Raw genomic sequence first — 26,528 nt, 5'->3', positions numbered from 1 at the left:
GAGGCGGTACTCGTCGGCGCAGAACGCGGCGAGCATCTCGAACTCGGCGGGGGTGACGAGGGAACGGCCGGTGCGGGTGGGGAGTGCGGTGGTGGGCATGGGGTGCCTCCTCTGAGCCGGTGGGACATGACGGTAGGGAGGCGGGGGGAGTGGGCGCCAGCGATGTGCATGGTTGTGCAGATAGCCATCCTTGCGAGGGAACATGGCCGGTAATTAGCCTTGCGTGGAAGGCGGTTGGTCGAAAATCTGATGCACAAGGACGCACATCTCAAGTCGGAGGTGGCCATGCCACTGCTGTTCATCGGGATCGACCCCAACAGTGACGACGACGACAGCCCGACCATCTGGGTCGACCTGGAGAAGCAGGAACTCGTCCTGCAAGGCTGGAAGCCCGACAAGGCACTCGAAGCGGAGTGCGCCGACTCCCAGGCGCCGGGGCACGCGAAGGGGATCCCCGGCCACGAGGCCGTGATCCGCATCCCGGCCCGGATGGCTTCCATGATCAGGGAGGCGTGTCGTGAGCTCGAACAGAGCAGTCTTTGAGGAACGGCTCCGGGCCGCTCGGCATTCGGCCGTGCACCTGGAGATGCGGGACTCCTACAACGTCGACTACGAGAAGGGCCCCTTCGCCGACTGGCGGGCCGGGAACGGCCGTAACCCGAGCGACGACTGGTCGACGTGGTGGCGTCCCTGGCTGGACCTCGTCCAGGAGTCGGTGAACCGGGGCGTGGTCATGCGCAGGGCGCGGATCGTGTCGGAGCCGGTCAGCGAGTACACGCGGTTCCTCCACGACGGCACGTTCACGAACGTGGCCGCCGGTGAGCTGGTGCGCTGGCTGCCCCGGCGCCAGGCGTCCGACATCGCGCTGCCCGGCAACGACTTCTGGCTGTTCGACGGCGAGGTGGTCTACTGGAACCACTTCGCGGGCGACGGTTCGTCACTGGGGCCCGAGATCTGGGAAGACGCCCCCGCTGCGGCGAAGTTGTGCGGTGACGCATTCGAAGCGGTATGGTCGCGGGCCACCCCTCACGGCGAGTACAAGATTCGCTGAAACCGGAGACCGCTCAGGCCAGTTCATGCCCACCTCCCCGTCCTCCTCCGCTCAGGCCGCACGCGAAGCCGTCGCCCGACGGCTTCGTGGCCTACGCAAAGAGGCGGGGCTGACGGTCGCTGAACTGGCCACCCGGTGCGGCTGGCACCACGCGAAGACGTCCCGGATCGAGAACGCCCAGACCGGCCCCTCGCCGAAGGACATCCGCGCGTGGACGGACGCGTGTGGCGTGCCGGAGCAGGCGGACGATCTGATCGCCCAGTCGCTGCACGCCGAGTCGCTCTACACGGAGTGGCGCCACCAGATCCGCAGCGGGCTGAAGGAACTCCAGAACAGCTCGGACAAGCTCTTCCAGCAGACCCGGCACTTCCGCGTCTACTCCTCCACGCTGGTGCCCGGCCTCCTCCAGACCGAGGGTTACGCCGCCGGCGTCCTCGGCATCACCGCCCGCTTCCGCGAACTCCCCGTGGACGACAGCGCGGAGGCCGCCCGGACCCGCGTCGACCGCTCCCTCGTGATCCACAAACCGGGCCGCCGCTGCGTGTTCGTGATCGAGGAAGAGGTCCTGCGCCACCAGTTCGGGGACACGGAGGCGATGGTGGGACAACTGGGTCACCTGCTCACGGCCGGCTCGCTCCCCCAGGTCTCCCTGGGCATCATCCCTTCGGCGATGCGCGGGCGCGTCCTCGGCCCAAAGGAAACGTTTCACGTCTACGACGACAAACTCGTCACCGTAGAGCTGATCTCGGCCCGCGTCCGCATCACCCAACCCACCGAAACGTCCCTCTACTTGAAGGCGTTCGAGCACCTCCGCAGCATGGCCGTCTACGGCCCCGAGGCCCGCGCCCTCATCCTCCGCGCGATCGAGGCACTCGACCGCCCCTGAGATCATCCCTGCATGCAGCGACTCCACGACGCCCTCGGACACCTGGCCTACGACGTGACCGGCGACGGCCCGCCGGTCGTGCTCGTGCACGCCGGTGTAGCCGACCACCGGATGTGGGACGGCGTCGTGCCCGCGCTCGCGGAGCGGTACGAGGTGATCCGCTACGACCTCCGCGGCTTCGGGGAGTCCGCGCCGCCCACCGCCCCCTTCCGCGAAGTGGACGACCTGGCGCGGCTGCTGGACCACCTCGGACACGACCGTGTACGCCTCGTGGGCGCGTCCTGGGGAGGCCGGGTGGCCCTGGACTTCACGCTCACCCACCCGGCCCGCGTACAGGCGCTGGCGATGCTGACGGCGCCCTGGCCGGGGTACGCGTGGTCGGCGGAGATGGTCGCGTACGACGAGGCGGAGACGGCCGCGCTGGAGGCGGGTGACCTGGACGAGGCGGTGCGGATCAACTTGGACATGTGGCTGAGGGGCCCCGCACGGAGCTGGGACGAGGTCGGGGAGGGCCTGGCGGAGCAACTCCGGGCGCCCATGCATACGTTGCTGACACACCAGGGAGTTGTCGGCCGGTACTCCCAGGGCCCCGGCAGCGGCGACCTCGCCGGCATCACCGCCCCCACCCTCGTGGCCCTCGGCAACCTGGACGTCCCCGACTTCCAAGCGATCGCGCGCAGGTACGCGGCCGAGATCCCCGGCTCCGAACTCGTCGAGTTCCCGAACGCCGCCCACCTCATCGCGATGGACACGCCGGGCCAAGTGGGGGCGGTGCTGGGGGAGTTCCTCGCGGACCGGTGAGCCGACCGGCGAGAAGACCGCCACTTCCTACGAAGCGGCGGTGTCGGCTCAGCCCCCGCAGCCACTGACCATGATGGAGGACACCGCGTTGTCGTAGGCGAACAGAAGTTCCTGCTTCGCGTCCGACGGGATGCTGAAGTAGTAGCCGTAGTAGTTGGCATCGGTCCAGATGCAGGCTTGCGTGTAGCTGCGGTTCCACACCGAGCTGACCCGGTCGTTCCACACGGGATAGAGGGCGGGGATGTCCGCCGGGTCGAGCTGTGCCATCTCGCCGGTGCCGTTGTGGCCGTCGAAGAGACAGATTTTGCCGTCTTGGCAGGCGTTGTAGTCGGCCAACGCGGTTCCCGGGGTCGCCAGTACGGCGGTGGAGGCGAGGACCGCCCCCAACATCGCGGTCTTGACTGCCAGTTTCATCAGAACCCTTCCCGGTCTCGTCCGGGGAAGCACGGCCGTGGACGCCGCGCCCAGCTACAAGACGGTCCGGGCATGTGGTTCACCGGGGTGGCGTTGGTGGTGGAGGGCGTCCGAAGGAGCTACGACGGGTCGGGAACCCCGGACGGGATGCCCTGCACGACCTGCCCTTTCGGAGAACACCGTGTCGCTCACTCCTGAGAACACCCACCCCGTCACGATCGCGTTCAGCGGTCCCGACAACGTCGGCAAGACCAAGCAGATCGGCATCCTGGCCCGTCGCCTCGACGCCGCAGCGCGCGAACAGCTCACCTCGGAGCGGGCCGCCGCCGGGTTCGTGCACTGCTGGAGCCCTACGCCGACCGGTTGCGCGAGGCCGACCCCGCTGGTGCCGCCGCGCGCGCTCCCCTGTGTTGCGCCGATTGCCGAGGCTGATGCCCTAACCAGGAATGCCAAGGTCCTTCAGGTAGGTGAGGCGGGCGTTTATCGCCGCTGAGAAGTGCCGCCAGTCGAGGCTTTCCACCAGCTCGATGGGCTTGGGGTTCTTGGCCGAGGACGTGACGTAGCACGCGGCGTCGTAGAGCTGTTCGGCCATGAGGCGCTCGCAGAAGATCCCGAACCGACCCTGGTATGAGGTGCCGTGCCAGATCTTGTCGGAGGGCAGGGCGCCCTTCGCGGTCTTGACCGGCCTCCGGGAGCCTTCGTCGTCCTGCATGATGAAGAAGTAGCCGAGCCAGGGCTTCTCCTTCGGGTACAGCTCGGCGAGGGCCGCACGGCGGAGGTCCACCGCGCTGCCGAGTGCCTCCTCCACCCGGTTGTTGTAGTTGTTGCCGTACGACGGCCCTCCGAGCGCCTTCATCTCGAAGGCCGCGACGAGTACGCCCTGGTGGACGACGACGAGGTCCCACTGTTTCTGCGGCCGGTAGTAGCCGGGCAGCTCCAGGCCCTGGGACTTTCTGGTGCGGATGCTCTCGGGCGGGAAGCCGGCGTCCAGGAAGAACTTCGCCAAGAGGGTCGCGATCACATCGAAGTGCTTGCCACCGCGTACCGATCCGGCTGTGCCGGCGCCCACCGCGGCTTTGATCGCGGACTGCTCGTTCTGGAGCTGTTTCGCACCCCAGTAGGCCGCGATGGCGTCTTCGAAGTCTTGGCGGGTGACCGTCAAGATCCGTTCCTCCTAGTCAGGCAGCTCGGCGAGTCCGTAGACGCGAAGCGCGGCCTCCGTGGCGGCCTTCACATCGCGCCTGTCGAAAGCCTCCGCAAGGGCGACCCGGTCGCTCTCGCTGATCGCCGCGGGGTCGGGCACGCGGATCTTGCGGAGGTACTGCGCCTGGAACCGGAGAGTCCCCCCGCGCATCTTGACCGCGTACGCCTCCACGAACGCTTCCGCGACCTTGGACAACAGCAGACCACCGAGTACGCGCATGTCCCAGACGTCCGAGACGATGAAGTACAGGTTGTGGTGAGGGTACAGGCCGCCTTCGTCGAGGACCGGATGGATCGTCAGCTTCATGTCCGGAAGTAGCAGCTTGGGACGCTCGGTCAGACGGTGGTCGACCTTGTCGATCGTCTTGTACCAGCGTTGGGGCTGTTTGACCGCGATGTAACGCTTACGGAGAGCTGCACCGTGCTCTTCGAAGTATTTGGCGAGCCGGGGGTGCGCGGTGAGGTCCGCGAGGTCGCCTTCGGCGGTCCACGGATTGACCAGGTAGGTCCCGTGCCAGTTCAGAGTGCCGCTGGTGGTGTCACGGACCATGGCCATCGGCAACAGCCGGTCACGTTCGACGAGGGTGTCGTCGTCCGTGAGGAAGACCTTGTCGGCGCCGGTGGCGATGCCGATGCCGACGCGGGTGCCCGTCTTGTCGTCCTCCAGAAGCCGGAAACGTTCGGTCAGCTTCTCCAGGACCGCCAGCCTGGCCGGTGACGCGGCCGGCCATGAGTCCTCGTCCGGGAACCAGTGCGGCATACGCGCGGCCTGGAAGGCCGGGGTGGTCATCGACTCCGATGTGCCCTTCGTGTACCACTCGGCGAAGTCGTGGGCCTGGGTGCTTCCGAACGCGCGGGTGGTGTCCGCTGCGACCGCCTCACCTTGGGACCGGTTCGAGATGATCGTGATCGCCGGATAGGCCGAAACCTGATCATCGAAGGCGTCCACGTCGTGCATGACGAGTGCCAGATCCATGCTGAAGCGCCGCTTCACCAGCTGCCGGAGCCGACTGCCGTACTGGTTCCGCATCCAGCGGTCCGCGCAGATGAAGCCCAGCCGGCCTCCGGGCTTGAGGCTTCGCAGCGCGATCTCGTAGAAGCCGACGTAGATGTCTGCTCGGCCGCCCATTGTGGGGCAGGCGCTGCGATAGGCGGCCATCCGATGGTCGGGGACGTCTTCAAGGCGAATGTACGGAGGGTTGCCCACCACGTAGTCGGCACGGTGATCAGCGTCGGACCGTAGGAGGTAGTCGCCTTCTTCGACCCACGCCGCTGCCACTCGCCGGGCTTCCTCGGCCTGCCATCCCTCGTCCACCAGCTGCTTCGCGATGACCGTACGGCTTTGTCGCACGTTGCGCTCCAGCAGGTCCAGAGCACGAACCGCCGCGAGCGCGTCTGTGATCGGTCGATCGTGCGCACGACAGGAGGCGCTGATCCGCGATGCCACAGCCACCAGGAACGCACCCGAGCCGCAGGCCGGCTCGACGAGCTTCACATCGCAGAGATCCTTGTCGGCCGTGTAGCCGAGGAGGTCGAGGATCAGGTCGACCACCCAGCGTCGCGTGAAGACCTCGCCGTGTTCCACGACCTCCGCGGGAAGAGCGGGGAGACCGTGCAGATCGGTGTCAGGGAACAGAGGAGTGGCCACGTCCTGACCCTACTAGGGAGGATCTCGGCCACGAGAGTTATCCACAGGCCGGACCGTCTACGCCGCCGCTCGGCTCTGGTCAGTGGGGTGACCTGTGAAGGCAGGATGAAAACTTCTCACAGGTCGGACACCCTGAAGCGGCACGGGCTCACTGATATGCGGGCGAGGGTGTGGCCGAGCGGGGAGGCGGGAGCGTTGGGAACGCTGATCGTCACCGCCCCGGCGGTAGGTCACTTGACGGAGTCGACGAAGGTGTTCCAGGAGGCGGCGGTGAAGAGGAGGGCGCCGAGGGAGGGGTCTTTGCTGTCGCGGACGGGGACGAGGGAGGGGAGGTTGGGGGCGAATTCGAGGCAGTCGCCGCCGGTTGAGTTGCTGTAGCTGCTCTTGCGCCAGTCGGCCATGTTCAGCAGGTCGGCGGAGACTTCGAGGCAGTTGCCGCCGGTGGAGTTGCTGTAACTGCTCTTGCGCCACGAGAGGTTGGTCAGGTCGACGGATCGCACGGTACTTCCTCCAACAGCCGCAAGATGAACGCGCGTGACTCGGCAGGAGTTTGTGCCAGGTCGCACACGGCATCATATGCACGGAAGAGGTACTCGGCCTTGCCTGTTTCTTCGACCACATCGCCGTCCAGGTCGTTTTCCGTGTAGACCACGGTCCGACCGTCCAGGATCCGCAGGAACATCACGTCTGTGGTGTCCAAGCCGTGCAATCCGACGCCGAACGGCAGCACTCGGATGGTGACGTTCGGGAGGTCACAGGCCTCCAGCAGACCCTGCAACTGCTCACGCCACGCGGCCGGATCGCGGAGCGAATTCCGGAGCGACGCCTCGGAGAGGATCGCGCGGAACACCGGTGGGTCCTCCGACTCCAGGATGGCCTGGCGGCCTATGCGAGCTTCGACTTGTTGCGCCAACTCCTCCCCCTCGAAACCGCCCGCCGACAGCGCCTCCTGTGCGTACGCCTCCGTCTGAAGCAATCCGGGCAACCTAGTCGGCGAGAACTGCGACAGGGCAACCGCCTTCGCCTCGTACTCCATGTACGGCCGGTACTGCGGCCTGAATTGCTTCTTGTCCCCAGCCGCCAGCTCCCACACCGTCAGGATCAACGGCGTTGTCCCATAGAACGTGTCCAGCCCCATGGCGACCTGCGGACTCCCGATCGTCGCCCCGCTCTCCAACCTGCTCAGCAGCGACTGATCCCACCCCAGCCGCCGTGACAACTCCCTGAAGCTCAGCCCCAGTTTCTCCCGTTGCTCCTTGACCACCTCCCGGAACCGTTCCCTCGGCTCCTGGCTCATCCCCGTGATCGGAAGCCTCCGTGACATCCGTCCCCTCCATCCCGCGTGGTGCATGACCGCGCTCCGTGGTGCACCAAACCCGATTCGACCTGTACGACCACCGTCCATGGGCCATCCTCGTACTACCCAGGAATACGCAGAGTATTACAACTGCCGCATTCCGTACAGAAGTTGGTCGAAAGGACCGATACCCGATGGAACCCGGAACCCTCCTCTACGACCCCGCCCTCGACAAGGTCGGCGAATACCAGGCCCTCCTCGGCAAGTACGCGATGCTCCGCCCCGTCGGCGGCGGCACCGAGTGGCAGGCCGACCCCGCGACCCTGCGCCCGGCGACGGACAAGGAACGGCTGCGCGCCGGCGTGAAGGCGGCCAACAACCTCACCCGCACCGACCCCGCGAAGAACCCCCCGCTGGAGCCGGCGATCGACCTCAGCGCACCCCCGCGCCCGTACCCCAACTGCGCGACCTGCGACGAACTCGCCACCCTCCGCAGGACGGCGCACAAGAACAAGGACTACAGCGCGGCCACGGACGCGAACGTCCTCCTGCGCCGCCACCACACGCAGGCGCACCCGAAGGCGCCCGCCGAGTGACGTACCGCCCCCACCCCAGCCAGATCACCCAGGTCCCCCCGAGCTACGCCACACCCCCACCCGTGATCCCCCAACCCCCCAAGTACGCCCCGACGTTGTGGACGATCCTCCTCACGGCCACCAGCGTCATCAGCCTCGTCGTGGCCGCGACGATCACCCGGGCATAGAAAAACAGCGCCTAGAAACACAGCAAGGCCGCCGAAGAACCCCTCGGCGGCCAACTGCCCTGCGGAAGAACGTCAGTCGGAGATCAGCCCGTCCCGCAGCTGAGCCAACGTCCGCGTGAGCAACCGCGAGACGTGCATCTGCGAGATCCCGACCTCTTCCCCGATCTGGGACTGCGTCATGTTCGCGAAGAAGCGCAGCATGATGATCCGCCGCTCGCGAGGCGGCAGCTTGGCCAGCAGCGGCTTCAGGGACTCCCGGTACTCGACGCCTTCGAGCGCCGTGTCCTCGTACCCCAGCCGATCGGCCAACGACCCTTCGCCACCGTCGTCTTCGGGGGCGGGGGAGTCCAGCGAGGAGGCCGTGTACGCGTTGCCGACGGCGAGCCCGTCGACGACGTCTTCCTCGGACACCCCGAGAACGGCGGCGAGTTCGGGCACGGTCGGCGACCGGTCGAGCCGCTGGGACAGCTCGTCGCTGGCCTTGGTGAGGGCGAGCCGCAGCTCCTGAAGGCGGCGAGGGACGCGAACCGACCAGGACGTGTCCCGGAAGAACCGCTTGATCTCGCCGACGACGGTGGGCATCGCGAAGGTGGGGAACTCGACCCCCCGCTCGCAGTCGAACCGGTCGATCGCCTTGATCAGCCCGATCGTGCCGACCTGGACGATGTCCTCCATCGGCTCGTTGCGGGACCGGAACCGCGCGGCGGCGTACCGCACGAGCGGCAGGTTGAGCTCGATGAGCGTGTCACGGACGTACGCACGCTCGGGGCTGTCCTCGTCGAGCGCGGCGAGCCGCAGGAACAGGGAGCGGGACAGGGTCCGGGTGTCGATCGCCTCCGTGGGGGCGGGAAGCGCCGGAGCCGGTCCGGCGGTGAGTGCCGGGACGTCGGCCGTGACGTCGTCGAGCGGGTCCGGCTCGGCGGGCACGGCGGGCGCGGACGCGCTCTTCGCGAGCGTGAGCACCTTCGAGCTGCCCTGGTCTGCGGACATGCCACCCCCTTTGGGTCGCGGGACGGTCGGGGCTGGCGCTCCGGGTGGAACGTCGGCCTTCACCTGAATACCGGAGCCGAAGCCTCGGCAAACGCGCTTCCGGCAGAATGTCACATGTCGGCAACACGCTGTAGTGACATGTCGACATGTGACCAACGAAACAGCCCTGCACAGACGGTGTATGACGAGGTCTCAGCCCGAATCGGCCCCAAAAGTGCCGCCTGGCCGATTCGCCCGCGACGGTGACGTATCGATCCTGCTTACGATTCCCGGAACCGGGGGGATCTACGCCTCGATCCGGTTCGCGGAGCGCAGCCGCTGGAAGGACCGGGCGAGCAGCCGGGAGACGTGCATCTGCGAGACCCCCAGCTCGGCGCTGATCTGCGACTGGGTCAGATTGCTGTAGTAACGGAGCAACAGGATCCGCTGCTCCCGCTCCGGCAGCTGCACGAGCAGGTGGCGGACGAGGTCGCGGTGCTCGACGCCGTCCAGCGCGGGGTCCTCGTACCCGATCCTGTCCAGCAGCCCCGGCAGCCCGTCGCCCTCCTGGGCGGCCTCCAGGGACGTCGCGTGGTACGAGCGGCCGGCCTCGATGCAGGACAGCACCTCGTCCTCCCCGATCCGCAGCCGCTCGGCGATCTCGGCGGTCGTGGGGGTGCGGCCGTACGCGGTCGTCAGATCCTCCGTCGCCCCGTTCACCTGCACCCACAGCTCGTGCAGGCGGCGGGGTACGTGGACGGTGCGCACGTTGTCGCGGAAGTACCGCTTGATCTCGCCGACGACCGTCGGCATCGCGAACGTCGGGAACTGGACGCCCCGGTCGGGATCGAAGCGGTCGATCGCGTTGATCAGACCGATCGTCCCGACCTGGACGACGTCCTCCATCGGCTCGTTGCGGGAGCGGAACCGCGCGGCGGCGTAGCGCACGAGCGGGAGATTCGCCTCGATGAGCGCCGTACGCACCCGGCGGTGCTCCGGCGTACCCGGCGGCAACTCCTTGAGCTGGCCGAAGAGGACGGTCGTCAGGGCCCGGGTGTCCGCGCCCCGGCGCTGCCTCTCGGAAAGCTCGGGGGTCTCCGGAACCGTTTCCTCAACCGCTTCGGGCGCGGTCTCCTGGGGTGGCGCAGTACTGGCCGACACGGTCAACGCCACCTCATCATCCGTCGTTCATCCGTCAAAAGCGGTCATAGCATCACAAGACATCACCACTGTGTGCAAGCACCGCATTACACCGTGTTGAGGGATGAACAACGCTTTTCGGAAGGCACAGTCAGAAGGTGCGGTCAGAAGGTGTAGTCGGTGACGACCCACGTCGCGAACTCGCGCCACAGCGCCACGCCCGCCTGATGCGCGGGGTGCTCGATGTACCGCTTCAACGCCTCCGCGTCCGCGAACGACGAGTTGATCGCGAAGTCGTACGCGATCGGCCGGTCGGAGAGGTTCCAGCCGAGCTCCCAGAACTCGACGTCCTCGATCTCGCCGGGCAGCGCCCGGAACGCGGCCTCACCGGCCACCACGCGCTCGTCGTCGCGCGTCACACCGTCGTTGAGCTTGAACAGGACCAGATGCCGGATCACGGGGTCTCCCACCGGGACAGGGCGGCTACTTGGCCCCGTCGGCGAGCCACGTGAAGAAGTCTCCGATGGCCTTCGCCGCGTTGGATATGCCCTCGAACCCTAGCTGCACGTAGTCCGCGGCCTTCGCCGGGTCCGTGATGATCACGTACAGCACGAACACGACGAGCACGTAGACGGCGATCTTCTTGGCCTGCACCGCCACCGCGCCTCCCCTGCGACTTGGATCCCCCTGCTGCCGGGCGTGAGTGTAGCTTTCACGTCGGTCATTTCATCGTATTGATCGGGTGTGAGTCGGAGGCCGGCGAACTCGAAGGGCCCCGCCGCAGTCGGCGAGGCCCTTCATCGTGAGCGGTAGCGGAGGGATTTGAACCCTCGGTGACTTGCGCCACACTCGCTTTCGAGGCGAGCTCCTTCGGCCGCTCGGACACGCTACCGAGAGAGACCTTACAGCACGGGTCGGGCTGCTCGGAAATCGGTATCACCGGCCACGGAAGAAGCTGGTCAGCAAGGCCGCGCAGGCATCGGGGAGCACCTCTCCGATCACCTCGGGGCGGTGGTTGAGGCGGCGGTCGCGGACGACGTCCCAGACCGAACCGGCGGCGCCGGCCTTGTCGTCCCGGGCGCCGTAGACCACCCGGTCGACACGGGACTGCACCAGCGCCCCGGCGCACATCACGCACGGCTCCAGGGTGACGACGAGCGTGCAGTCGACGAGCCGCCACTCGCCCAGCGCGGAGGCGGCCCGGCGCAGCGCCAGCACCTCCGCGTGGGCGGTCGGATCGCCCGTCGCCTCGCGCTCGTTGTGGGCGGCGGCCAGCACCGTCGTACCGTCCGGGCCGAGGACGACCGCCCCGACGGGGACGTCCGGACCGGCCCGCCCCGCCTCGGCGAGGGCGAGCCGCATCGCGGGCCGCCAGGGGTCGCGTACGGGGTCGGGGGTCAGCGGACGGCTTCCAGCATCTCCGTCGCGCCGAGCGCGTCCGCGATCTCGCCGAGCGCGTCGCTGTCGAAGGACTGGAGCTGCTTCTGCGAGATGCCGAGGTCGTCCAGGAGACGGGCGTCGCCGACGGGGCCGTGCGGGACCGCTTCCGCGGCCGGCTCGTCGTCCTCGTCCTCCTCGCCGTCCTCCGTGCCGTCCAGGTCCAGCGCGTCCAGGTCGTCGTCGGCGTCCTTGGCGAGCAGGTCGGCGAGCAGGAGTTCGCCGTACGAGCTGCGGGCGGCCACCGCGGCGTCCGAGACGTAGACGCGGGGATCGTCCTCGCCGTCCACCCGGACGACGCTGAACCAGGCGTCCTCCTGCTCGATCAGGACCAGGACCGTGTCGTCGTCCACGGACGACTCGCGGGCCAGGTCGGCCAGATCCGACAGGGTTTCCACATCGTCGAGCTCTGTGTCGCTCGCTTCCCACCCGTCTTCGGTGCGCGCGAGCAGTGCGGCGAAGTACACCGTGACTCTCCCAGCTGGTCAAAGGTGTGCCGGTTGGGGGTCCCCCCGGCGGAGGTCTTCAGGCGGGTCGAGAGCTCGGGCTCCGAGCCACACCCACTCGGAATCGTGGCAGAAACGAGGGCTCCAGGGGACGTCTTCGGCACCCTGTGTCCGGCATTTTGATCGCGGATCCCCACGACCCCACCAGCGCACTCGCTCCCGCCAACAGCGGATCGTACGCGGCTTTGCCATCTGGCAGAGCACGGGCGGGCCTTGAGGACACCGACACGGCGGTGATCTTCACCTCAGGGGTACGCGAGGGGGTGCGGGGCACGGGGTGCGGCCCCCGGCGTCACCAGCGGAACGTCCGCATCCGCATCGCGTGCCGCAGCCGCGCCGCCTTCGCCTTCCTCGGCTGGACCCGGTCCCGCAGCTCCCGCGCCTCCGCCAGCTCCCTGAGGAAGCGGGCCCGGCGCCGACGCCGGTCGGCCGCGCTCTCCGTACGCTCCGCGCTCTCTGGGGACTCTTCTTCGCTTTCCGGCACAGTTCACACCACCCCGGTCCAAGTCGGTCATCCCCACTGTCCTCCAGTTCGGGGGTCCGACGCCAGAGCGACCCGGGGGCGTGCCCGGTTAATCTGGACGTATGCGTCTCCACGTCGTCGACCACCCCCTGGTCGCTCACAAGCTCACCACGCTGCGCGACCAGCGCACGGACTCCGCGACCTTCCGCCGCCTCGCCGACGAACTGGTCACCCTCCTCGCCTACGAGGCGACCCGGGACGTACGTACGGAGCAGGTCGACATCACGACCCCGGTCACCGACACGACCGGCGTGAAGCTGTCCCACCCCCGCCCCCTCGTCGTACCGATCCTCCGCGCGGGCCTCGGCATGCTCGACGGCATGGTCCGCCTCCTGCCCACGGCGGAGGTCGGCTTCCTCGGCATGATCCGCAACGAGGAGACCCTGGAGGCGTCCACGTACGCCACCCGTATGCCGGAGGACCTCTCCGGCCGCCAGGTGTACGTCCTCGACCCGATGCTGGCCACCGGCGGCACCCTGGTCGCGGCGATCCGCGAACTGATCCGCCGGGGCGCGGACGACGTGACAGCGGTCGTCCTGCTCGCCGCCCCCGAGGGCGTGGAGGTCATGGAACGCGAACTGGCGGGCACCCCGGTGACGGTGGTGACGGCAGCGGTGGACGACCACCTGAACGAACAGGGCTACATCGTGCCGGGCTTGGGCGACGCGGGGGACCGCCTGTACGGCGCGGCGGAGTAACCCGGGCTCAACAGCCCTTCTTCGTCCCCGTGATTGCCGCCGCCTTCGGCACGCTCAACGCGGCAAGCGCCTTGGTCGCGTCAGCCGGCGCGGCCAGGGCCCTGAAGCCGTTGCCGATGATGAGGTCCACGGACGCGTCCTTCCGGGCCGCGTCCATCTTCCGTGCCGCGCCCGGGAGTTGAACCCCCAGCACGGACAGCGACGTGCCGGACGCGGCGGGCACCCCCACCAACACCCCTGTCCCGGCTACCTTCTTGTCGAACTGCGCGGGCGCGTTCCCGACCTGACCGACCTTGAACCCCCGCTTCTTCAGCTCGTCGGCGGTGGTTTTCGCGAGCCCGCTGCGGGTGGTCGCGTTGAAGACGTTCACGGTGATCTGCGCCGGCTGGGGAAGCACCACGGCGGCCGTCGTGGGAACCGCCTTCTTGGGCGCGCAGGTGCCGGACGCGGCGGACGCGGTGCCGCCGCCACCGGTGAAGACGTCGACGAGCTGCATCGTCCCCCACCCCGCGACCCCGAGCACGGCCCCGCACGCGACGACGACCACAACGAGCCGCCCACGCCGCCGAGATCGGCGCATGCGCGGGTACTTGTCGCCTGTGATGCGGTATTCGCCGCCCATGCCGGGGGGAGTCAGCATGCTCATGGGCGCAGCGTAGTGCTCCGGCGCGTCCGTGACTAATAAACGATCATCCGACACCGCGCGGTCACGCGGATTGCACCCGAAAGGGGCAACGGTGTCACTGATCGAGTTCGAGGACGCGCGCGTGCAGCACTTGGCGCTGCTGCAACGCCGCCCGTACCGCCCGGTGCAGCCCGTCCTCCAGATACAGGTCGCCCTGCCACTTCACGACGTGCGCGAAGAGGTCGCCGTAGAACGTCGAGTCCTCCGCGAGCAGGGTCTCCAGATCGAGCTGCTGCTTCGTGGTCACGAGCTGATCGAGGCGGACCGGACGCGGTGCGACGTCCGCCCACTGCCGGGTGCTCTCCCGGCCGTGGTCGGGGTACGGCCGGCCGTTTCCGATGCGCTTGAAGATCACACGGAAAGCCTACCGGCCCAGACCTTCCGGGCGCAGCCACGGCGGCGGAGTGCGACGCTGCAAATAACGTCATGTACCGAGGCAAACCGGGAACGAGGGACAGGCGATGAGTACGCAGCCGCAGCCGCCGGGCGCGAACGGGCCGACCCCGGGCGGGGGGACGGGGATCACGGCCGGGGGTACGGAGATCGCGGCCGAGGTCGCGGAGGCCCAGGCCGAGGTTACGGAGATCGCGGCCGGGTACGCCTTCGCGGGCCCCGCGCTCGACCTCGGCGCCCTCCTCTGGGAGAACACGCCCCACCCCGGCGTCCCCGTCCGCATCCCGCTGCCCGTCCTCAACCGCCACGGCCTGGTCGCGGGCGCGACGGGCACCGGCAAGACGAAGACGCTCCAGCTGATCGCCGAGCAGCTCTCCGCGCAGGGCGTCCCGGTCTTCCTCGCGGACGTGAAGGGCGACCTGTCGGGGGTGTCGGCACCCGGCCAACCCGGCGAGAAAGTGCAGGCCAGGGCGGCCGAAGTGGGCCAGAAATGGACCCCCGCCGGATTCCCCGCGGAGTTCTACGCCCTCGGCGGCATCGGCCACGGCATCCCCGTACGCGCCACCATCACCAGCTTCGGCCCGGTCCTGCTCTCCAAGGTGCTCCAGCTCAACCCCACCCAGGAGCAGTCCCTCGGCCTGATCTTCCACTACGCCGACACGAAGGGCCTCGAACTCCTCGACCTCAAGGACCTGCGCGCGGTGGTCGCCTTCCTCACGTCCGACGAGGGCAAGGCGGAACTCACGACCATCGGCGGCCTCTCCACGGCGACGGCGGGCGTCATCCTGCGTTCCCTGACCGCCTTCGAGGCGCAGGGCATGGCCGACTTCTTCGGCGAACCCGAATTCGACACGGCCGATTTCCTGCGGCTGTCCCCCGACGGCCGGGGAATCGTGTCGGTCCTGGAACTCCCCGCGATCCAGGACAAACCGCAACTCTTCTCCACTTTCCTGATGTGGCTCCTCGCAGACCTCTTCCACGACCTCCCCGAAATCGGCGACGCCGACAAACCGAAGCTCGTCTTCTTCTTCGACGAGGCCCACCTCCTCTTCAACGGCGCCTCCAAGGCGTTCCTCGACTCCATCACCCAGACCGTCCGCCTCATCCGCTCCAAAGGGGTCGGCGTCTTCTTCGTCACCCAGACCCCCAAGGACGTCCCCGCCGACGTCCTCGCCCAGCTCGGCAACCGCGTCCAGCACGCCTTGCGCGCCTTCACCCCGGACGACCAGAAAGCGCTGAAAGCGACCGTCAAGACGTTCCCGAATTCCGCGTACGACCTCGAAGAACTCCTGACCTCGCTGGGAACGGGAGAGGCGGTCGTGACCGTCCTGAGCGAGAAGGGCGCGCCGACACCCGTCGCGGCGACGCGGCTTCGGGCGCCGGAGTCGCTGATGGGGCCGATCGACGCGGGCGCCCTGGACGCGGCGGTCACGGCGTCCCCGCTCCACGAACGTTATGCACAGGCTGTGGACAGAGAATCGGCGTACGAGAAACTCCAGCGACGCGAGGCGGAGAAACCGGCGGCACCGGCGGCGCCGCAATCGCAGCCCCGGCCTCAGCAGCGGCCCCGGGAAGAGAAGTCGATGGTGGAACAGGTCGTCGGAAGCGGCATGTTCAAATCCCTGGCCCGCTCGATCGGCACACAGGTCGGCAGGGAGATCACGCGTTCCCTTTTCGGTACGGCGAGAAGAAGACGCTGAGGTGGCGGACCGGATAATTCCGGCCCGCCACTCTCTTCACCTAACGGCTCTGCTCAGCCTGCGACTGAGGCTGCTGCTCGTTCTCCGTCCGCTTCTCCGGGGGCGCCGTACGCCGGGCTTCCGCGCGCAACAGGGCACGCAGGACCGCATAAGGATCTGTGGGCATGTTTCCTCGCTCTGCGTGAAGGATGAGGGGCTTTCTCTGCGCCGCTCTCATCAGCACCGCAGAACCACACGCCGCACGGAGGAAAGTCCCAAGGGGACAAGGGCCGGGAAAATTTCACGCGGCGCTTTCCCGAACGCCTCGACGCCCATCCCGGAAACGGACGCGGGCCGCAACACCTTCTCGACCCGGTCGACAGGCGCGGCGGCCGGTCGGAGTCCGCTGTCGACGACGTCGTACTCGACGCTCTCCACAGCCATCGCCACACAGGGCACCGCGCAGGCTTCCCCCGGCACCAGGAGTGCGAGCACCACGACCAGCATCCGCAGCCAGAGCCGCGAGCGAGAAAGAAGCCGTGCACCACTCACACAAGGGGGATGCCCAAGGCGCGCGGGGATCGAGTCACGAAAGGAGCGGATTCAACCCATTCGGGGGAGCGCAAGGGTTTTTAGGGGCGCGGGGCTGTATCGATTTGCGGCTCCGCCGCGCGGGCGCGATCAACCCCCACCGGCGCGCGCTATGAACTCAACCCCCCTTGGCAGCCCGCTTCTTTTCCTGCTTATATGCCCGAACTTTGGCCAAAGAGTCCTCCCCGGTAATATCCGCGACGGACCGATAAACCTTGGCCTCCCCATAACTCCCCGCAGCCTCCCGCCACCCCCTCGGCCGAACCCCCACCTGCTTACCCAGCAACGCCAAGAAAATCTGCGCCTTCTGCTTCCCGAACCCCGGCAACCCCTCAAGCCTCTTCAACAACTCACCCCCACTGCCGACCCCGGCCCACACCCCCTCCGCGTCCCCGTCATAGTGCTCGACGAGAAACTGACAGAGCTGCTGAATCCGCTTGGCCATCGACCCGGGATACCGATGCACCGCAGGCTTCTCGGAAAGCAGCGCAGCAAACCGCTCAGGATCCATCCCGGCGATCTCGCGAGCGTCCAGATCATCGACCCCCAGCCGATCCGCGATGGTCCGAGGCCCCCTGAAGGCCCACTCCATCGGAACCTGCTGATCCAGCAGCATCCCCACCAGCGCCGCCAGAGCCGACCGCCCGAGCAGTTCATCGGCCTCGGAATCCTGTGCAAGATGCAGGGTGACGTCCATACCCAGATGATCCCGCCGAAAAGGTCACCCCGCGCGCCAGTACCCGAGCGCGTGGACGCGCTCCTTGGCGACGCCGAGCTCCTTGCGGACGTACGCCGAGAGCGCCCGGGTCGTACGCGTGTCGCACGCGATCCACACGTACGGCGCCTCCGCCCCCGCGAGGACCTCCGGCAGTTCCCGCCGGACCCGCTCGACCAACTCCCCGCGCGGCACCCGCCGTACGCCGTGCCGGAAGGGCAACTCGGCGCCCCCGCCCTCGAACCACACGGTCGACTCCACGGAACTCATCGAGTCGAGGAGGGAGTTGATCGCGGGCAGCGACGCGGGATCGCCGATCGCGAGGACGTGGGAGGGGCCGGGTACGGGCCGCTCGAAGCCGGTCCCCTGGACGGTCGCCTCGATCGTGTCGCCGGCCCGGACCGTACGGGCCCAGTCGCTGGCGGCGCCCTCGTGCAGCGCGAACTCCAAGGTGAACGTACCGCTCTCCGGGTCGGGATCGACCAGCGTGTACGCCCGCTGATGGGGCCGCCCGGCGTTCTGGAACCACAGCCGCACCCACATGGTCGGGTGCACGGGGTTCGCGGCGAGGAGCCCGCCGTCGGTGACGCGGATACGCCGGTACTCGGCGCTGACCTGCTCGTTCGCCGTCACGGTGAGGGTGAAGTCCCTGGCCCGCATGAGCTTCAGAACCGCACCTTCCCAGCCCCGCCCCTGCGCCATACCGCCTCCACCCCTCACGTACGCTGCCTGACTTAGGCAAGGCTAACCTAAAACTGAGGGGCTGCCCAGAATGACCACAGAGACGTACCGCGACGCCTTCGGCGTCCCGCACCTGCGCGCGACCACCGCGACGGCGCTGGCGCACGCGCAGGGCCTGATCACGGCGCGGGACCGGGCGTGGCAACTGGAGGTGGAACGCCACCGGGCGCAGGGCACGTCCGCGAGCTTCCTCGGCGCGGGCGCCCTGCCGTGGGACACGTTCGCGAGGCGCGCGCGACTGGAGGACACGGCCCGAAGATGCTTCGCGAGGCTGGAGGGGGCCGATCCGGAGACGGCGGGGTGGGTGCGGGCGTATGTGGAGGGGGTCAACGAGGGGTTGGGGGTGAGGGGTACGGGGGCTCACGCCCCAGCCTCCCCGCCCTCCGCTCAACCCCCCTGCCCCGCCACCGAGTTCGAACGTGTCGGCCTCACCCCCGGCGCCTGGTCCCCTTGGACGCCCCTCGCCGTCTGGCTCTCCGTCCACATCCTCTTCGCCGGCTTCCCCGCCAAGCTCTGGCGCGAGGAGGCGATACGGCATCTCGGCCCCGACGCGGTCCCCCTGTTCGCCACCGACGGCCCGGCCACCTCGGGGAGCAACGGGTGGCTGCTGGACGGGAGTCGGACGGTCAGCGGCGGCGCGCTGATCGCCGGGGACCCGCACCGGTTCATCGAGGAACCCGGCATCTACCAGCAACTCCGGCTGGCCTGCGACGAGTTCGACGTCGTCGGGCTCGCGGTGCCCGGCGTACCCGGCATCGCGCACTTCGGGCACACGGGAACCGTCGCCTGGGCGATCACGAACGCGATGGCCGACTACCAGGACCTGTACAAGGAACGGCTGCGGCGGACCGGCGCCGGCGTGGAGGCGCTGGACCCGGACGGGGTGTGGCGCCGGGTCCACCGGCACACGGAACTGATCGAGGTCGCGGGCGAACCGCCCGTCCAGATCGAGGTGTTGGAGACACCCCGGGGCCCGGTGATCGCCGGTGGCCCCGAAGGGCTGGACGACGCGACCCCGTTGGCGCTGAGCCTGCGCTGTCCGCCGCGCGTGACGGGGGAGTTGGGGTTCGAGACGCTCCTCAGGCTGCTGAGGGCCCGTGATGTGGGTGATGTGGACGCCGCCCTGGACACCTGGTGCGAACCCGTGAACGTCGTCCAGGCCGCCGACACCGCCGGAGGCACCCTGCACAGGGTCGCCGGCCGCGTCCCGGTCCGCGCGGAAGCGAACCGTGTCCGCCTGGTCCCGGCCTGGGAACCGGGCCACGAGTGGACGGGCTGGCACGAGCCGCCCCGCGCCGAACTCACGGACGGCATCGCGGTGATGGCCAACCAGCGGGGCCCGGCACGGGAGTTGGGCGTCGAGTTCGCCCCCGCGCACCGGGCCGACCGCATCAGCACCCTCCTCCGGCAACGCGAGAAGTGGACGCCCGAGGAGATCGGCACGATCCACATCGACACCCAACTCGCCTCAGCTGCACCCCTGTTGGACAGGCTGACGGCGCTGAAGGACCTCACCCCGGCCGCCGAGACCCTCAGGAACCGCCTGCTGCGCTGGAACCGCCACATGGACGCGGCCAGCACGGACGCCGCGTCCTACGCCGCCCTCCGCACCGAGGTCGTCCGCGCCCTCGCCGCCCACCCCGCCTTCGCCGCCCTCACGACCCCGCCCGCCTACCCCGACGTCCTCCTCCCCTGGCTCGCCCTCGTGCCCCGGATCGGCTTCGCCCTCGAACACCTGCTGCGCGCCGAGGAGTTGTACGGAATCGACCGCGACACCGTCGTACGGGACGCCCTGGAGACCGTGGCCACCCGCCCGGCGGCGACCTGGGGCGACACCCACCGCCTCACCCCCTGGCGCGCGCTGCCCGACGACACGTACGAACCGCCCCCGCTCTCCGGCGACCACGACTGCGTGCTGTGCACCTCCGCGATCCCCGGCGTCACCGACCGCGCCGCGCGGGGGCCGGTGGCGCGGTACGTGTGGGACCTCGCCGACCGCAGCCGCAGCCGGTGGATCGTCCCGCACGGCGCCCAACTCCCCTTGTGGCTCAAGGGAGATCTGGCCCCCGTGGTCACCGACTGGAACCGTCTGCACAAGGAGCAGCGCTGATGTACGTCCATGAACAGCCCGTCCCCGGCTTCGGCACCGTCCGCATCCGCCTCCTCGACCCCGTGGCCGACGCCCGCACGATCCACCCCTGGGTCACGGCTCAACGCGCCGAGTTCTGGGGCATGAACGGCCTCACCGAACCCCAAGTCACCGAGATCTACACCCACATGGCGACCCTCGACACCCACCACGCCTTCCTGGCCGAACTGGAGGGCGTCCCGGTGGCGCTCCTCCAGCTGTACGACCCGGCGGCGGACCGGGTGGGCGCGTGCTACGACGTGGCGGCGGGGGACGCGGGCGTACACGTCCTGCTGGCACCCGGCGAACGCCAACCTGGTTGGTCGGGGGCCCTGTTGGGGGTGTACGCGGCGTACGTCTTCCGGACGCTCGGTCACCGGCGGGTCGTCGTCGACCCCGACCCGCGCAACGAGAAGGCCGTCGCCCGCTTCCTCCGCCAGGGCTTCACCCCGGGCCCGGTCGTCACGCTGCCCGAAGTCGATCTCCCGGAGGTCCACTTGCCGGAGAAGACGGCCCAACTGGCGTTCCTGACCCGGGAGGTAGCGTTCCCCGGGTGACTCCGGACGAGCTGATCTCCCACTACTCCCTGCGACCGATCCCCCGCGAGGGCGGCCTCTTCCACCGCACCTGGACCGGCCCGCCGACCCCCGACGGCCGCCCCTCCGGCACCGCCATCGTCGTCCTCCTCCAGGCCGACGACTACTCCGCCCTCCACCGCCTCCCCCACGACGAGACCTGGCACCACTACCTCGGCGCGCCCCTGGAGATGCTGCTCCTCGCCGAGGACGGCTCGACGCGTACGGAGGTGCTGGGGCCCGACCTCCTCGGCGGGCAGGCCGTCCAGCTCACCGTGCCCGCGCGCACGTGGATGGGCGCGCGGCCGGTCGGCGGGTGGACGTTCTTCGGGTGCACGATGGCGCCGGGATTCACCTATGAGGAGTACGAGCACGGGGAACTCGGGGCGCTCACGGAGCGTTACCCGTCTCAAGCGGAGCGTATTGCGGGGTTGTGCCGGAGGTAAGGGGGGATTGCCGGTGGGGCAAGAGGTGAGCGCCGATGGGGCCTGAGCCGTACGTAAAGGGAGGTATGGACCCAGGGGGCGCGGCCGGTACGGAGGCGGAGTGAACGACGTGCGTGAGAAACAGCGGGCCGCGGCGCGGCGCGGGGCGGTGCTGCTCGGCGCGCTGCTGGTCCTGCTGCTGTTCGGCGGCTCGGGTACGGCGTCGGCGCACGCGGCGCTGGCAGGCACCGACCCGGCCGACGGGAGCGTCGTCCAGACCGTCCCCGGCGAGGTCACCCTCAGATTCACCGAGTCCGTGGGCCTGCTCGACGACTCGATCCGGGTCCTCAATCCCGAGAACAAGCGGGTGAAGACCGGCAGGGCGAGCCATGTGCCGGGCCGTTCGGACGCGGTGCGGGTCACGATGCCGGACGACGCGGGCACGGGCACGTTCACCGTCGCCTGGCGCGTCGTCTCCGCCGACAGCCACCCCGTGTCCGGCGCCTTCACCTTCTCCATCGGCAAGCCGTCCCCGACGCTCGCGCCGCTCTCGGCGGGCCCGGAGGAGAACCCGACCACCAACAGCCTCTACATACTGACCCGTTACGTCGCCTACGTCGCCGCCGCGCTGCTCATCGGCACGGCCGTCTTCATCGCCGTCTGCCGCCCGCCGGACACGCGCGCGCTGCGCCGTCCGCTGCGGGTGGGGGGCTGGACGCTCGCCGGAGCGACCGTCTTCCTCTTCTTCCTGCGCGGGCCCTACGAGACCGGCGCCGCGGTCACCGAACTCCTCGACCCGTCCTCGCTGTCCCGGACCGCGACCTCCCGCCCCGGCCTCGCGCTGCTGGCCCGGCTGCTGCTCCTCGGCGTCCTCGGGCTGCTCATGTGGCAGAAGTGGTGGTCCAGGAAGGCCACGCTCGCGGCGGGCGCCGTCACCATCCTCGGCCTCGCCCTGACCTGGGCCGCCGCCGAGCACGCCTCCGCGGGCATCCAGGTGCCGCTCGCGATGACCTCCACGGTGCTTCATCTCCTGTCCATGGCCGTATGGTTGGGGGGTCTCACCTCCCTGTTCTCCGTGCTGAACCGGAGTTCTGTTCCGGTGCCCGCGCGGGTGATCATTGCCTTCTCCCGTACCGCCGCGACCTGTGTGGTCGTCCTCGTGGCCACGGGTGTCTACCAGTCCTGGCGGGGTCTCGGCTCGCTCACCGCGCTGACCGAGTCCTCCTACGGACGGATCCTGCTCGCGAAGCTGGCGGCCGTGGTGGTGCTGCTGGCGGTCGGGGCGTGGTCACGCGGGGTCGTGAGGCGGTTGAAGTCGGCCGAGAGCGACAGCGAGACGAGGGGAAGCGAGTTGAGCAGTGCGGTGAGTTCTGCGGTGCGGGAGCGGGTGGTGGAGACGGTGGGGTCCGGGGGTTCCGGTGGCGGCGTCGGGCTGATCGAGGCGGAGACGGAGGCCGCGGGTACGGGGGCGGCGACTTCGCAGGGGGCCGGGAGCACGGCGGCGCCGAAGTCCGGTGGGGCGGCGGGGGCGGACAAGGCGAAGCCGGGTTCGGGACCGGGGGCGGACAAGGCGGCGCCGGGGGCGGGGCCGGCCTTCTCGCCGGTGTCGCTCAAGTCCCGCCTCGACACGGAGGAGTTGACCCCGGCGGAGGACGCGCAACGCCGTGCGCTGCGCCGCTCCGTCCTCCTGGAGGTCGTCGTCTCGGTCATCGTCCTGGTCATCACGACCGTCCTCACCGGCACCCTGCCCGGCCGCGCGGAGGCGGAAGCGGCGACGGCCGGACAGGAGGTCGGCGTCCTCACGACCTCGGTGACCAGCGTCCCCTTCAGCATCGCCTCCCCCAGCGTCAAGGCCCAGGGCACCGTCCAGATCACCCTCGACCCCGGCCGCGTGGGCCCCAACACCCTCGAAGCGGTCGTCTACGCGGCCGACGGCGGCTTCGCCATGGTCCCCGAACTCCGCGTCTCCTTCAGCCTGCCCAGCCAGGACATCGGCCCCCTGGAGGCGAAGCTCGTCGACCGGGGCGGCTACTGGGCCGCCAACGCCCTCAGCCTCCCGATCGCCGGCGAGTGGACGATGCGGGTCACCGTACGGGTGTCGGACATCGACCAGGTGAGCGTGGAGAAGAAGGTGCGGATCGAAAGGTGAGTGGCGGCGGGCGGCGGCGTCCGGAACGGTTCGCGTCAGCGACCTCCGCTCTGCCGCCGCCCGCCGCCGGTTGTCGCCTCCGCCCCCGACTCCCCTTCCTCACGCCGCCGTTCGGAACACCTGCCGTGTGTGCCACTCCCGGTGGGGCGGGGCGATGGGGTGGGCGTCGGGGAGGCGGAGGGGCTGGTCGGCCAGGGCGGTGACCTGGGTGCGGGAGGCCGGGGTCGTGCCGCTGTAGAGAGGTGAGACCAGGATGCGGTGGGCGGGGGAGATGCCCAGGACGCCCTTGTCGAACAGCTTGTGGTGCAGCGCGCACAGGCACAGGGCGTTGTCCAACGTGTCGGGGCCCGCGTACGACCACCAGCGGACGTGCGCCGCCTCCAGGCCCACGGGGCGGGAGCCGAGCAGGCCGTCGTAGCCGCAGAAGGCGCACTGGTGGTCGTAGGCCCTGAGGACCAACTCCCGGATACGGGGGTCCCGTTGCTGGCGCTTCGTGAGGGAGTGGGCGTACCGGGGGTCCAGGTCGAGGCCCACCGCCTCGCACAACTCCGCGTGCAGGGAGGGCGGGAAGTGCTGCTCCAGGATCAAGCGGGCCAGTTTCCCGAGGAGTTCGGGGTGGCGGCGCAGGTCGGAGCGGAGTTCGGGGGCCAGGCGGCCGGTCGCGCCGGATTCCCTCAACTGCCGTACCCCGCTGCCGGGACTTCCGTCGCCGAGCTCCGTGCGGACCTCCCACAGGCCGTCGCTGGTGAGGTGGTGGAAGGGGTACGAGGGCGAAGTCGGCTTCGTGGGCCCGTACTCGGCGAGGAGATCCTTCAAGTCGCCTTCCACCGCGCTGTACTTGAGCCCCTCCCCGGCGTCCCGCTGGAACCGGCCCAGCGCGTACAGCAGGAGAAGCGGTTTGTGCGGCGCCCGCACCCCGTGCCGCGTCCACTGCCGGAGATCCGCCACCCGTTCGAGCCAGTCCATGAGGGCGAGGCTATGACAACGAGGCTATGACAGAGCGGGGTTGAGACCACCCGGCCCCGCCGTACCTCGGCTCCGCCGTACCCCGCCCCCCCGTACCCCGGCCCCGCCGTACCCTGGCCCGCCGTCCCCCGCGAAGACGAACCACCGCAGCACCAGGAACCGCCCGATCCCGGCGAGGCCGGAGGCGCCGAGGTACACGGCCTGTTCCGTCACCAGCCCCGGCGACGCCCGCACCGCGTGCAGCGCCAGCACCGCCACGCTGGTCACGGCGTACGCCGCAGCCGCTGACCCCGCCGACCGCCAGTGCTGCCGCAGCCCCGCGCCCCGCCCCGTACCGAAGGTGAACCGCGCGTGCAGCTCGGTGCACAGGACCGTCGACACGACGGTGACGACCGCGTTGGCGACCACCCACGGCACCGCCCTCGCGACCAGCGGCACGGCCAGGCCGGACAGCACCCCGATGCCGCCCCCGCACAGCGCGAAGCGGAGGAAGGAGGCGACGGGGCCGGTGGCGGGGGCCGGGTTGGGTGCCATGACCGCGCTCCTCGGGCTCGTACGAAGGGGATGCCGGAGCCCGGGATCCGGGCGTGGGCGCTACGCCGCGGCCTCCGCGGCGGCCGGCTCCGCGGGGCTCTCACCGCCGGGCCGCGCACCGGCCGTCGCCCGCCCCTTCGGGATGAACGTCGCGAGCAGGAAGGCGACGAGCGCCGCACCCGCCCCGATCGCCATGACCACCTTGAACCCGCTCTCGGACGGCAGCGCGTGCCCGCCGAAGTCCGTGGTCAGCTGCGCGAGGACGACCCCCGCGATGGCGCTGGCGAACGACGTGCCCAGCGACCGCATCAGCGTGTTGAGGCTGTTCGCCGCACCCGTCTGGGACGGGTCGACCGCGCCCATGATCAGCGCGGGCAGCGCCCCGTACGTGAAGCCGACCCCGGCGCCGATGACGCACGAGACCAGGACCAGGTGCCAGACCTCGGACATCAGCGCGATGTTGAGCGCGTACCCGCCGGACACGATCAGCGCGCCGATCATCAGCGTGACCTTCGGCCCCTTGGCCTTCGTGACCTTCGCGGACAGCGCGGACATCACCATCATCACGAAGCCCTGCGGCGCGAGCACCAGCCCCACGGTCATCATCGACTTCCCGAGGCCGTACCCGGTCCGCTCCGGCAGCTGGAGCAGCTGCGGCAGCACCAGGGACATCGCGAACATCGAGAAACCGAGCGCGATCGAGGCGAGGTTGGTGAACAGGACCTGCGTCCGCGCGGTGGTGCGCAGATCGACGAGCGGCTGCTTCGCCCGCAGCTCCCACCGGCCCCAGGCCAGCAGGACGACGACGGCGGCGGTGCCCAGCGTCAGCGTCGTACCCGAGGTCCAGCCCCAGTCGGCGCCCTTCGACACGGCGAGCAGCAGCGAGACGAGCCCGGCGGACAGCCCCAGCGAGCCGACGAGGTCGAACCGGCCCCCGGCGCGGTTCCCCGACTCCGGCACGACCGCCATGACCAGCAGGAACGAGACGACGCCCAGCGCGGCCGACGTCCAGAACAGGATGTGCCAGTCCCAGTTCTCCGCGATGAACGCGGCGATCGGCAGCCCGAGCGCCCCGCCGACCCCGAGCGAGGCGCTCATGACGGCGGTCGACCCGGCGAGCTTCTCGGCCGGAACGGTGTCCCGCAGGATGCTGATCCCGAGCGGTACGACGGCGGCGGACAGCCCCTGGAGGCCGCGCCCGACGATCATCGGTACGAGGGAGTCGGCGAGCGCGCACACCACCGAGCCGCCGACCAGCAGGACGATGCTGACCAGCAGCATCCGGCGCTTGCCGAACATGTCCCCGAGCCGTCCGACGACCGGCGTCGCCACGGCGGCGGCCAGCAGCGTCGCGGTGACCGCCCACGCGGTGTTCGAGGCGGGCGCGTCCAGCAGCCTCGGCAGCTCCGGGACGATCGGGATGACCAGGGTCTGCATCAGCGAGACGACGATCCCGGCCAGAGCCAGCACCGCCACCACGGCGCTCGGCTTCGGCGGGGCGGTGCCCGCGGAGGCGGGTCGGGCGAGGGTGTCGGACATGGCGGGGCCTCCGGGGGCGGGGAGTGGGGGAGGGTGTGCCTCGTTCAGCAACAAGTCAGCAACAAGAGATTG

At 69.5% G+C, this 26,528-nt stretch carries 33 protein-coding genes and 1 tRNA gene; 13 read left to right on the top strand and 21 right to left on the bottom strand.

The genetic code is table 11. From position 1 onward, the window contains the following. Positions 1–285: 285 nt before the first annotated feature. From PV682_RS28995 to PV682_RS28980, 4 genes are read left to right on the top strand one after another with little or no spacing between them, the layout of a single operon-like run. A complete protein-coding gene (locus PV682_RS28995) occupies positions 286–543 on the top strand; it encodes a hypothetical protein (RefSeq protein ID WP_319734748.1) in 258 nt (85 codons plus the stop codon). Next, complete coding sequence (locus tag PV682_RS28990; RefSeq protein ID WP_407705754.1) at positions 518–1,051, top strand: DUF6879 family protein; 534 nt, start codon at positions 518–520, stop codon at positions 1,049–1,051. The genes PV682_RS28995 and PV682_RS28990 overlap by 26 nt, the downstream gene beginning before the upstream one ends. Positions 1,052–1,076: 25 nt before the next feature. Continuing rightward, positions 1,077–1,937, top strand: coding sequence for a helix-turn-helix domain-containing protein (locus PV682_RS28985; RefSeq protein WP_319734737.1), 861 nt, complete (start codon positions 1,077–1,079; stop codon positions 1,935–1,937). Between the two features lie 12 nt (positions 1,938–1,949). Next, positions 1,950–2,738 carry an alpha/beta fold hydrolase gene (locus PV682_RS28980; protein ID WP_319734736.1) on the top strand — a complete coding sequence of 263 codons (789 nt, stop codon included), beginning with the start codon at positions 1,950–1,952 and terminating at the stop codon, positions 2,736–2,738. A 48-nt stretch (positions 2,739–2,786) separates the two neighbouring features. Here the strand turns inward: PV682_RS28980 and PV682_RS28975 are convergent, their stop codons facing one another. Continuing rightward, positions 2,787–3,152, bottom strand: coding sequence for a peptidase inhibitor family I36 protein (locus tag PV682_RS28975; protein WP_319734735.1), 366 nt, complete (start codon positions 3,150–3,152; stop codon positions 2,787–2,789). A gap of 181 nt (positions 3,153–3,333) precedes the next feature. Between PV682_RS28975 and PV682_RS28970 the strand changes: the two genes are divergently transcribed. After that, entirely contained in the window at positions 3,334–3,645 is a 312-nt protein-coding gene (locus PV682_RS28970) for a hypothetical protein (protein ID WP_319734734.1), read from the top strand. On the opposite strand, the gene PV682_RS28965 is transcribed toward PV682_RS28970, so the two are convergent. The 4 genes from PV682_RS28965 to PV682_RS28950 form a co-directional block, all read right to left on the bottom strand. Further along, entirely contained in the window at positions 3,589–4,314 is a 726-nt protein-coding gene (locus PV682_RS28965) for a PaeR7I family type II restriction endonuclease (RefSeq protein ID WP_319734733.1), read from the bottom strand. The two genes, PV682_RS28970 and PV682_RS28965, sit on opposite strands and share 57 nt — an antisense overlap. A 12-nt stretch (positions 4,315–4,326) precedes the next feature. Further along, a complete protein-coding gene (locus PV682_RS28960) occupies positions 4,327–6,003 on the bottom strand; it encodes an Eco57I restriction-modification methylase domain-containing protein (protein WP_319734732.1) in 1,677 nt (558 codons plus the stop codon). Between the two features lie 230 nt (positions 6,004–6,233). Continuing rightward, a complete protein-coding gene (locus tag PV682_RS28955; RefSeq protein ID WP_319734731.1) occupies positions 6,234–6,503 on the bottom strand; it encodes a DUF397 domain-containing protein in 270 nt (89 codons plus the stop codon). After that, positions 6,485–7,327, bottom strand: a complete 843-nt coding sequence (locus PV682_RS28950) for a helix-turn-helix domain-containing protein (RefSeq protein ID WP_319734730.1) — start codon at positions 7,325–7,327, stop codon at positions 6,485–6,487. The genes PV682_RS28955 and PV682_RS28950 overlap by 19 nt, the downstream gene beginning before the upstream one ends. A 167-nt stretch (positions 7,328–7,494) precedes the next feature. Between PV682_RS28950 and PV682_RS28945 the strand changes: the two genes are divergently transcribed. Together PV682_RS28945 and PV682_RS28940 are read left to right on the top strand one after the other, a co-directional pair. Further along, on the top strand, positions 7,495–7,896 hold the full coding sequence (locus tag PV682_RS28945) for a hypothetical protein (protein WP_319734729.1): 402 nt from the start codon (positions 7,495–7,497) through the stop codon (positions 7,894–7,896). Further along, positions 7,893–8,063: a hypothetical protein gene (locus PV682_RS28940; protein ID WP_319734728.1), complete on the top strand. Its 171-nt coding sequence runs from the start codon at positions 7,893–7,895 to the stop codon at positions 8,061–8,063. The genes PV682_RS28945 and PV682_RS28940 overlap by 4 nt, the downstream gene beginning before the upstream one ends. Before the next feature lie 72 nt (positions 8,064–8,135). Here the strand turns inward: PV682_RS28940 and PV682_RS28935 are convergent, their stop codons facing one another. The 8 genes from PV682_RS28935 to PV682_RS28900 form a co-directional block, all read right to left on the bottom strand. Then, complete coding sequence (locus PV682_RS28935) at positions 8,136–9,053, bottom strand: RNA polymerase sigma factor SigF (RefSeq protein ID WP_109363962.1); 918 nt, start codon at positions 9,051–9,053, stop codon at positions 8,136–8,138. A gap of 285 nt (positions 9,054–9,338) precedes the next feature. Then, on the bottom strand, positions 9,339–10,205 hold the full coding sequence (locus PV682_RS28930) for an RNA polymerase sigma factor SigF (protein WP_319734727.1): 867 nt from the start codon (positions 10,203–10,205) through the stop codon (positions 9,339–9,341). A gap of 131 nt (positions 10,206–10,336) precedes the next feature. Then, positions 10,337–10,630, bottom strand: coding sequence for a Dabb family protein (locus PV682_RS28925; protein ID WP_319734726.1), 294 nt, complete (start codon positions 10,628–10,630; stop codon positions 10,337–10,339). Between the two features lie 25 nt (positions 10,631–10,655). After that, on the bottom strand, positions 10,656–10,832 hold the full coding sequence (locus tag PV682_RS28920; RefSeq protein ID WP_165854585.1) for a hypothetical protein: 177 nt from the start codon (positions 10,830–10,832) through the stop codon (positions 10,656–10,658). Between the two features lie 147 nt (positions 10,833–10,979). After that, positions 10,980–11,064 (bottom strand) — tRNA-Ser (locus PV682_RS28915). A gap of 44 nt (positions 11,065–11,108) precedes the next feature. Then, positions 11,109–11,534, bottom strand: coding sequence for a tRNA adenosine(34) deaminase TadA (tadA, locus tag PV682_RS28910; RefSeq protein ID WP_319734725.1), 426 nt, complete (start codon positions 11,532–11,534; stop codon positions 11,109–11,111). Between the two features lie 35 nt (positions 11,535–11,569). Continuing rightward, the gene (locus PV682_RS28905; protein WP_319734724.1) at positions 11,570–12,076 is read right to left on the bottom strand and encodes a tRNA adenosine deaminase-associated protein; all 507 of its coding nucleotides are present in this window, start codon (positions 12,074–12,076) and stop codon (positions 11,570–11,572) included. A gap of 331 nt (positions 12,077–12,407) precedes the next feature. Beyond that, positions 12,408–12,599 (bottom strand): hypothetical protein, encoded by a 192-nt coding sequence (locus PV682_RS28900; RefSeq protein ID WP_319734723.1) that lies wholly within the window; start codon positions 12,597–12,599, stop codon positions 12,408–12,410. 101 nt (positions 12,600–12,700) lie between these two features. Here PV682_RS28900 and upp point away from each other — a divergent pair, with 101 nt between their 5' ends. Further along, the gene (gene upp, locus PV682_RS28895) at positions 12,701–13,336 is read left to right on the top strand and encodes a uracil phosphoribosyltransferase (RefSeq protein ID WP_319734722.1); all 636 of its coding nucleotides are present in this window, start codon (positions 12,701–12,703) and stop codon (positions 13,334–13,336) included. A 7-nt stretch (positions 13,337–13,343) separates the two neighbouring features. Here the strand turns inward: upp and PV682_RS28890 are convergent, their stop codons facing one another. Continuing rightward, on the bottom strand, positions 13,344–13,958 hold the full coding sequence (locus tag PV682_RS28890; protein WP_319734746.1) for a LytR C-terminal domain-containing protein: 615 nt from the start codon (positions 13,956–13,958) through the stop codon (positions 13,344–13,346). Between the two features lie 118 nt (positions 13,959–14,076). Then, the gene (locus tag PV682_RS28885) at positions 14,077–14,376 is read right to left on the bottom strand and encodes a type II toxin-antitoxin system VapB family antitoxin (protein WP_319734721.1); all 300 of its coding nucleotides are present in this window, start codon (positions 14,374–14,376) and stop codon (positions 14,077–14,079) included. 106 nt (positions 14,377–14,482) lie between these two features. Between PV682_RS28885 and PV682_RS28880 the strand changes: the two genes are divergently transcribed. After that, entirely contained in the window at positions 14,483–16,114 is a 1,632-nt protein-coding gene (locus PV682_RS28880) for a helicase HerA-like domain-containing protein (protein WP_319734720.1), read from the top strand. A 216-nt stretch (positions 16,115–16,330) separates the two neighbouring features. On the opposite strand, the gene PV682_RS28875 is transcribed toward PV682_RS28880, so the two are convergent. The 3 genes from PV682_RS28875 to PV682_RS28865 form a co-directional block, all read right to left on the bottom strand. After that, positions 16,331–16,591: a hypothetical protein gene (locus tag PV682_RS28875; protein ID WP_319734719.1), complete on the bottom strand. Its 261-nt coding sequence runs from the start codon at positions 16,589–16,591 to the stop codon at positions 16,331–16,333. 211 nt (positions 16,592–16,802) lie between these two features. Continuing rightward, the gene (locus tag PV682_RS28870) at positions 16,803–17,381 is read right to left on the bottom strand and encodes an HhH-GPD-type base excision DNA repair protein (protein ID WP_319734718.1); all 579 of its coding nucleotides are present in this window, start codon (positions 17,379–17,381) and stop codon (positions 16,803–16,805) included. Positions 17,382–17,405: 24 nt separating this feature from the next. Further along, a complete protein-coding gene (locus tag PV682_RS28865) occupies positions 17,406–18,101 on the bottom strand; it encodes a siderophore-interacting protein (protein ID WP_319734717.1) in 696 nt (231 codons plus the stop codon). Positions 18,102–18,171: 70 nt separating this feature from the next. Here PV682_RS28865 and PV682_RS28860 point away from each other — a divergent pair, with 70 nt between their 5' ends. The 4 genes from PV682_RS28860 (at position 18,172) to PV682_RS28845 (ending at position 23,417) form a co-directional block, all read left to right on the top strand. Next, positions 18,172–20,250, top strand: a complete 2,079-nt coding sequence (locus PV682_RS28860; protein ID WP_319734716.1) for a penicillin acylase family protein — start codon at positions 18,172–18,174, stop codon at positions 20,248–20,250. After that, positions 20,250–20,825: a GNAT family N-acetyltransferase gene (locus tag PV682_RS28855; protein WP_319734715.1), complete on the top strand. Its 576-nt coding sequence runs from the start codon at positions 20,250–20,252 to the stop codon at positions 20,823–20,825. Before PV682_RS28860 ends, PV682_RS28855 begins: the two co-directional genes overlap by 1 nt. Then, on the top strand, positions 20,822–21,289 hold the full coding sequence (locus tag PV682_RS28850; RefSeq protein WP_319734714.1) for a cupin domain-containing protein: 468 nt from the start codon (positions 20,822–20,824) through the stop codon (positions 21,287–21,289). Before PV682_RS28855 ends, PV682_RS28850 begins: the two co-directional genes overlap by 4 nt. Before the next feature lie 148 nt (positions 21,290–21,437). Further along, entirely contained in the window at positions 21,438–23,417 is a 1,980-nt protein-coding gene (locus tag PV682_RS28845; RefSeq protein WP_319734745.1) for a copper resistance CopC/CopD family protein, read from the top strand. 99 nt (positions 23,418–23,516) lie between these two features. Here the strand turns inward: PV682_RS28845 and PV682_RS28840 are convergent, their stop codons facing one another. Genes PV682_RS28840 through PV682_RS28830 form a run of 3 tightly spaced genes read right to left on the bottom strand, consistent with a single transcriptional unit; the run spans position 23,517 to position 26,456 of the window. Continuing rightward, on the bottom strand, positions 23,517–24,383 hold the full coding sequence (locus tag PV682_RS28840) for a phosphorothioated DNA-binding restriction endonuclease (RefSeq protein ID WP_319734713.1): 867 nt from the start codon (positions 24,381–24,383) through the stop codon (positions 23,517–23,519). 24 nt (positions 24,384–24,407) lie between these two features. Further along, positions 24,408–24,917 carry a GtrA family protein gene (locus tag PV682_RS28835; protein ID WP_319734712.1) on the bottom strand — a complete coding sequence of 170 codons (510 nt, stop codon included), beginning with the start codon at positions 24,915–24,917 and terminating at the stop codon, positions 24,408–24,410. 60 nt (positions 24,918–24,977) lie between these two features. Then, positions 24,978–26,456: an MFS transporter gene (locus tag PV682_RS28830; protein ID WP_319734711.1), complete on the bottom strand. Its 1,479-nt coding sequence runs from the start codon at positions 26,454–26,456 to the stop codon at positions 24,978–24,980. Between the last annotated feature and the right edge of the window lie 72 nt (positions 26,457–26,528).

It is taken from the genome of Streptomyces niveiscabiei (genome assembly GCF_033794345.1).
In the GTDB taxonomy this organism is placed as follows: domain Bacteria; phylum Actinomycetota; class Actinomycetes; order Streptomycetales; family Streptomycetaceae; genus Streptomyces; species Streptomyces niveiscabiei.
This window is presented reverse-complemented; position numbering and strand designations above follow the sequence as displayed.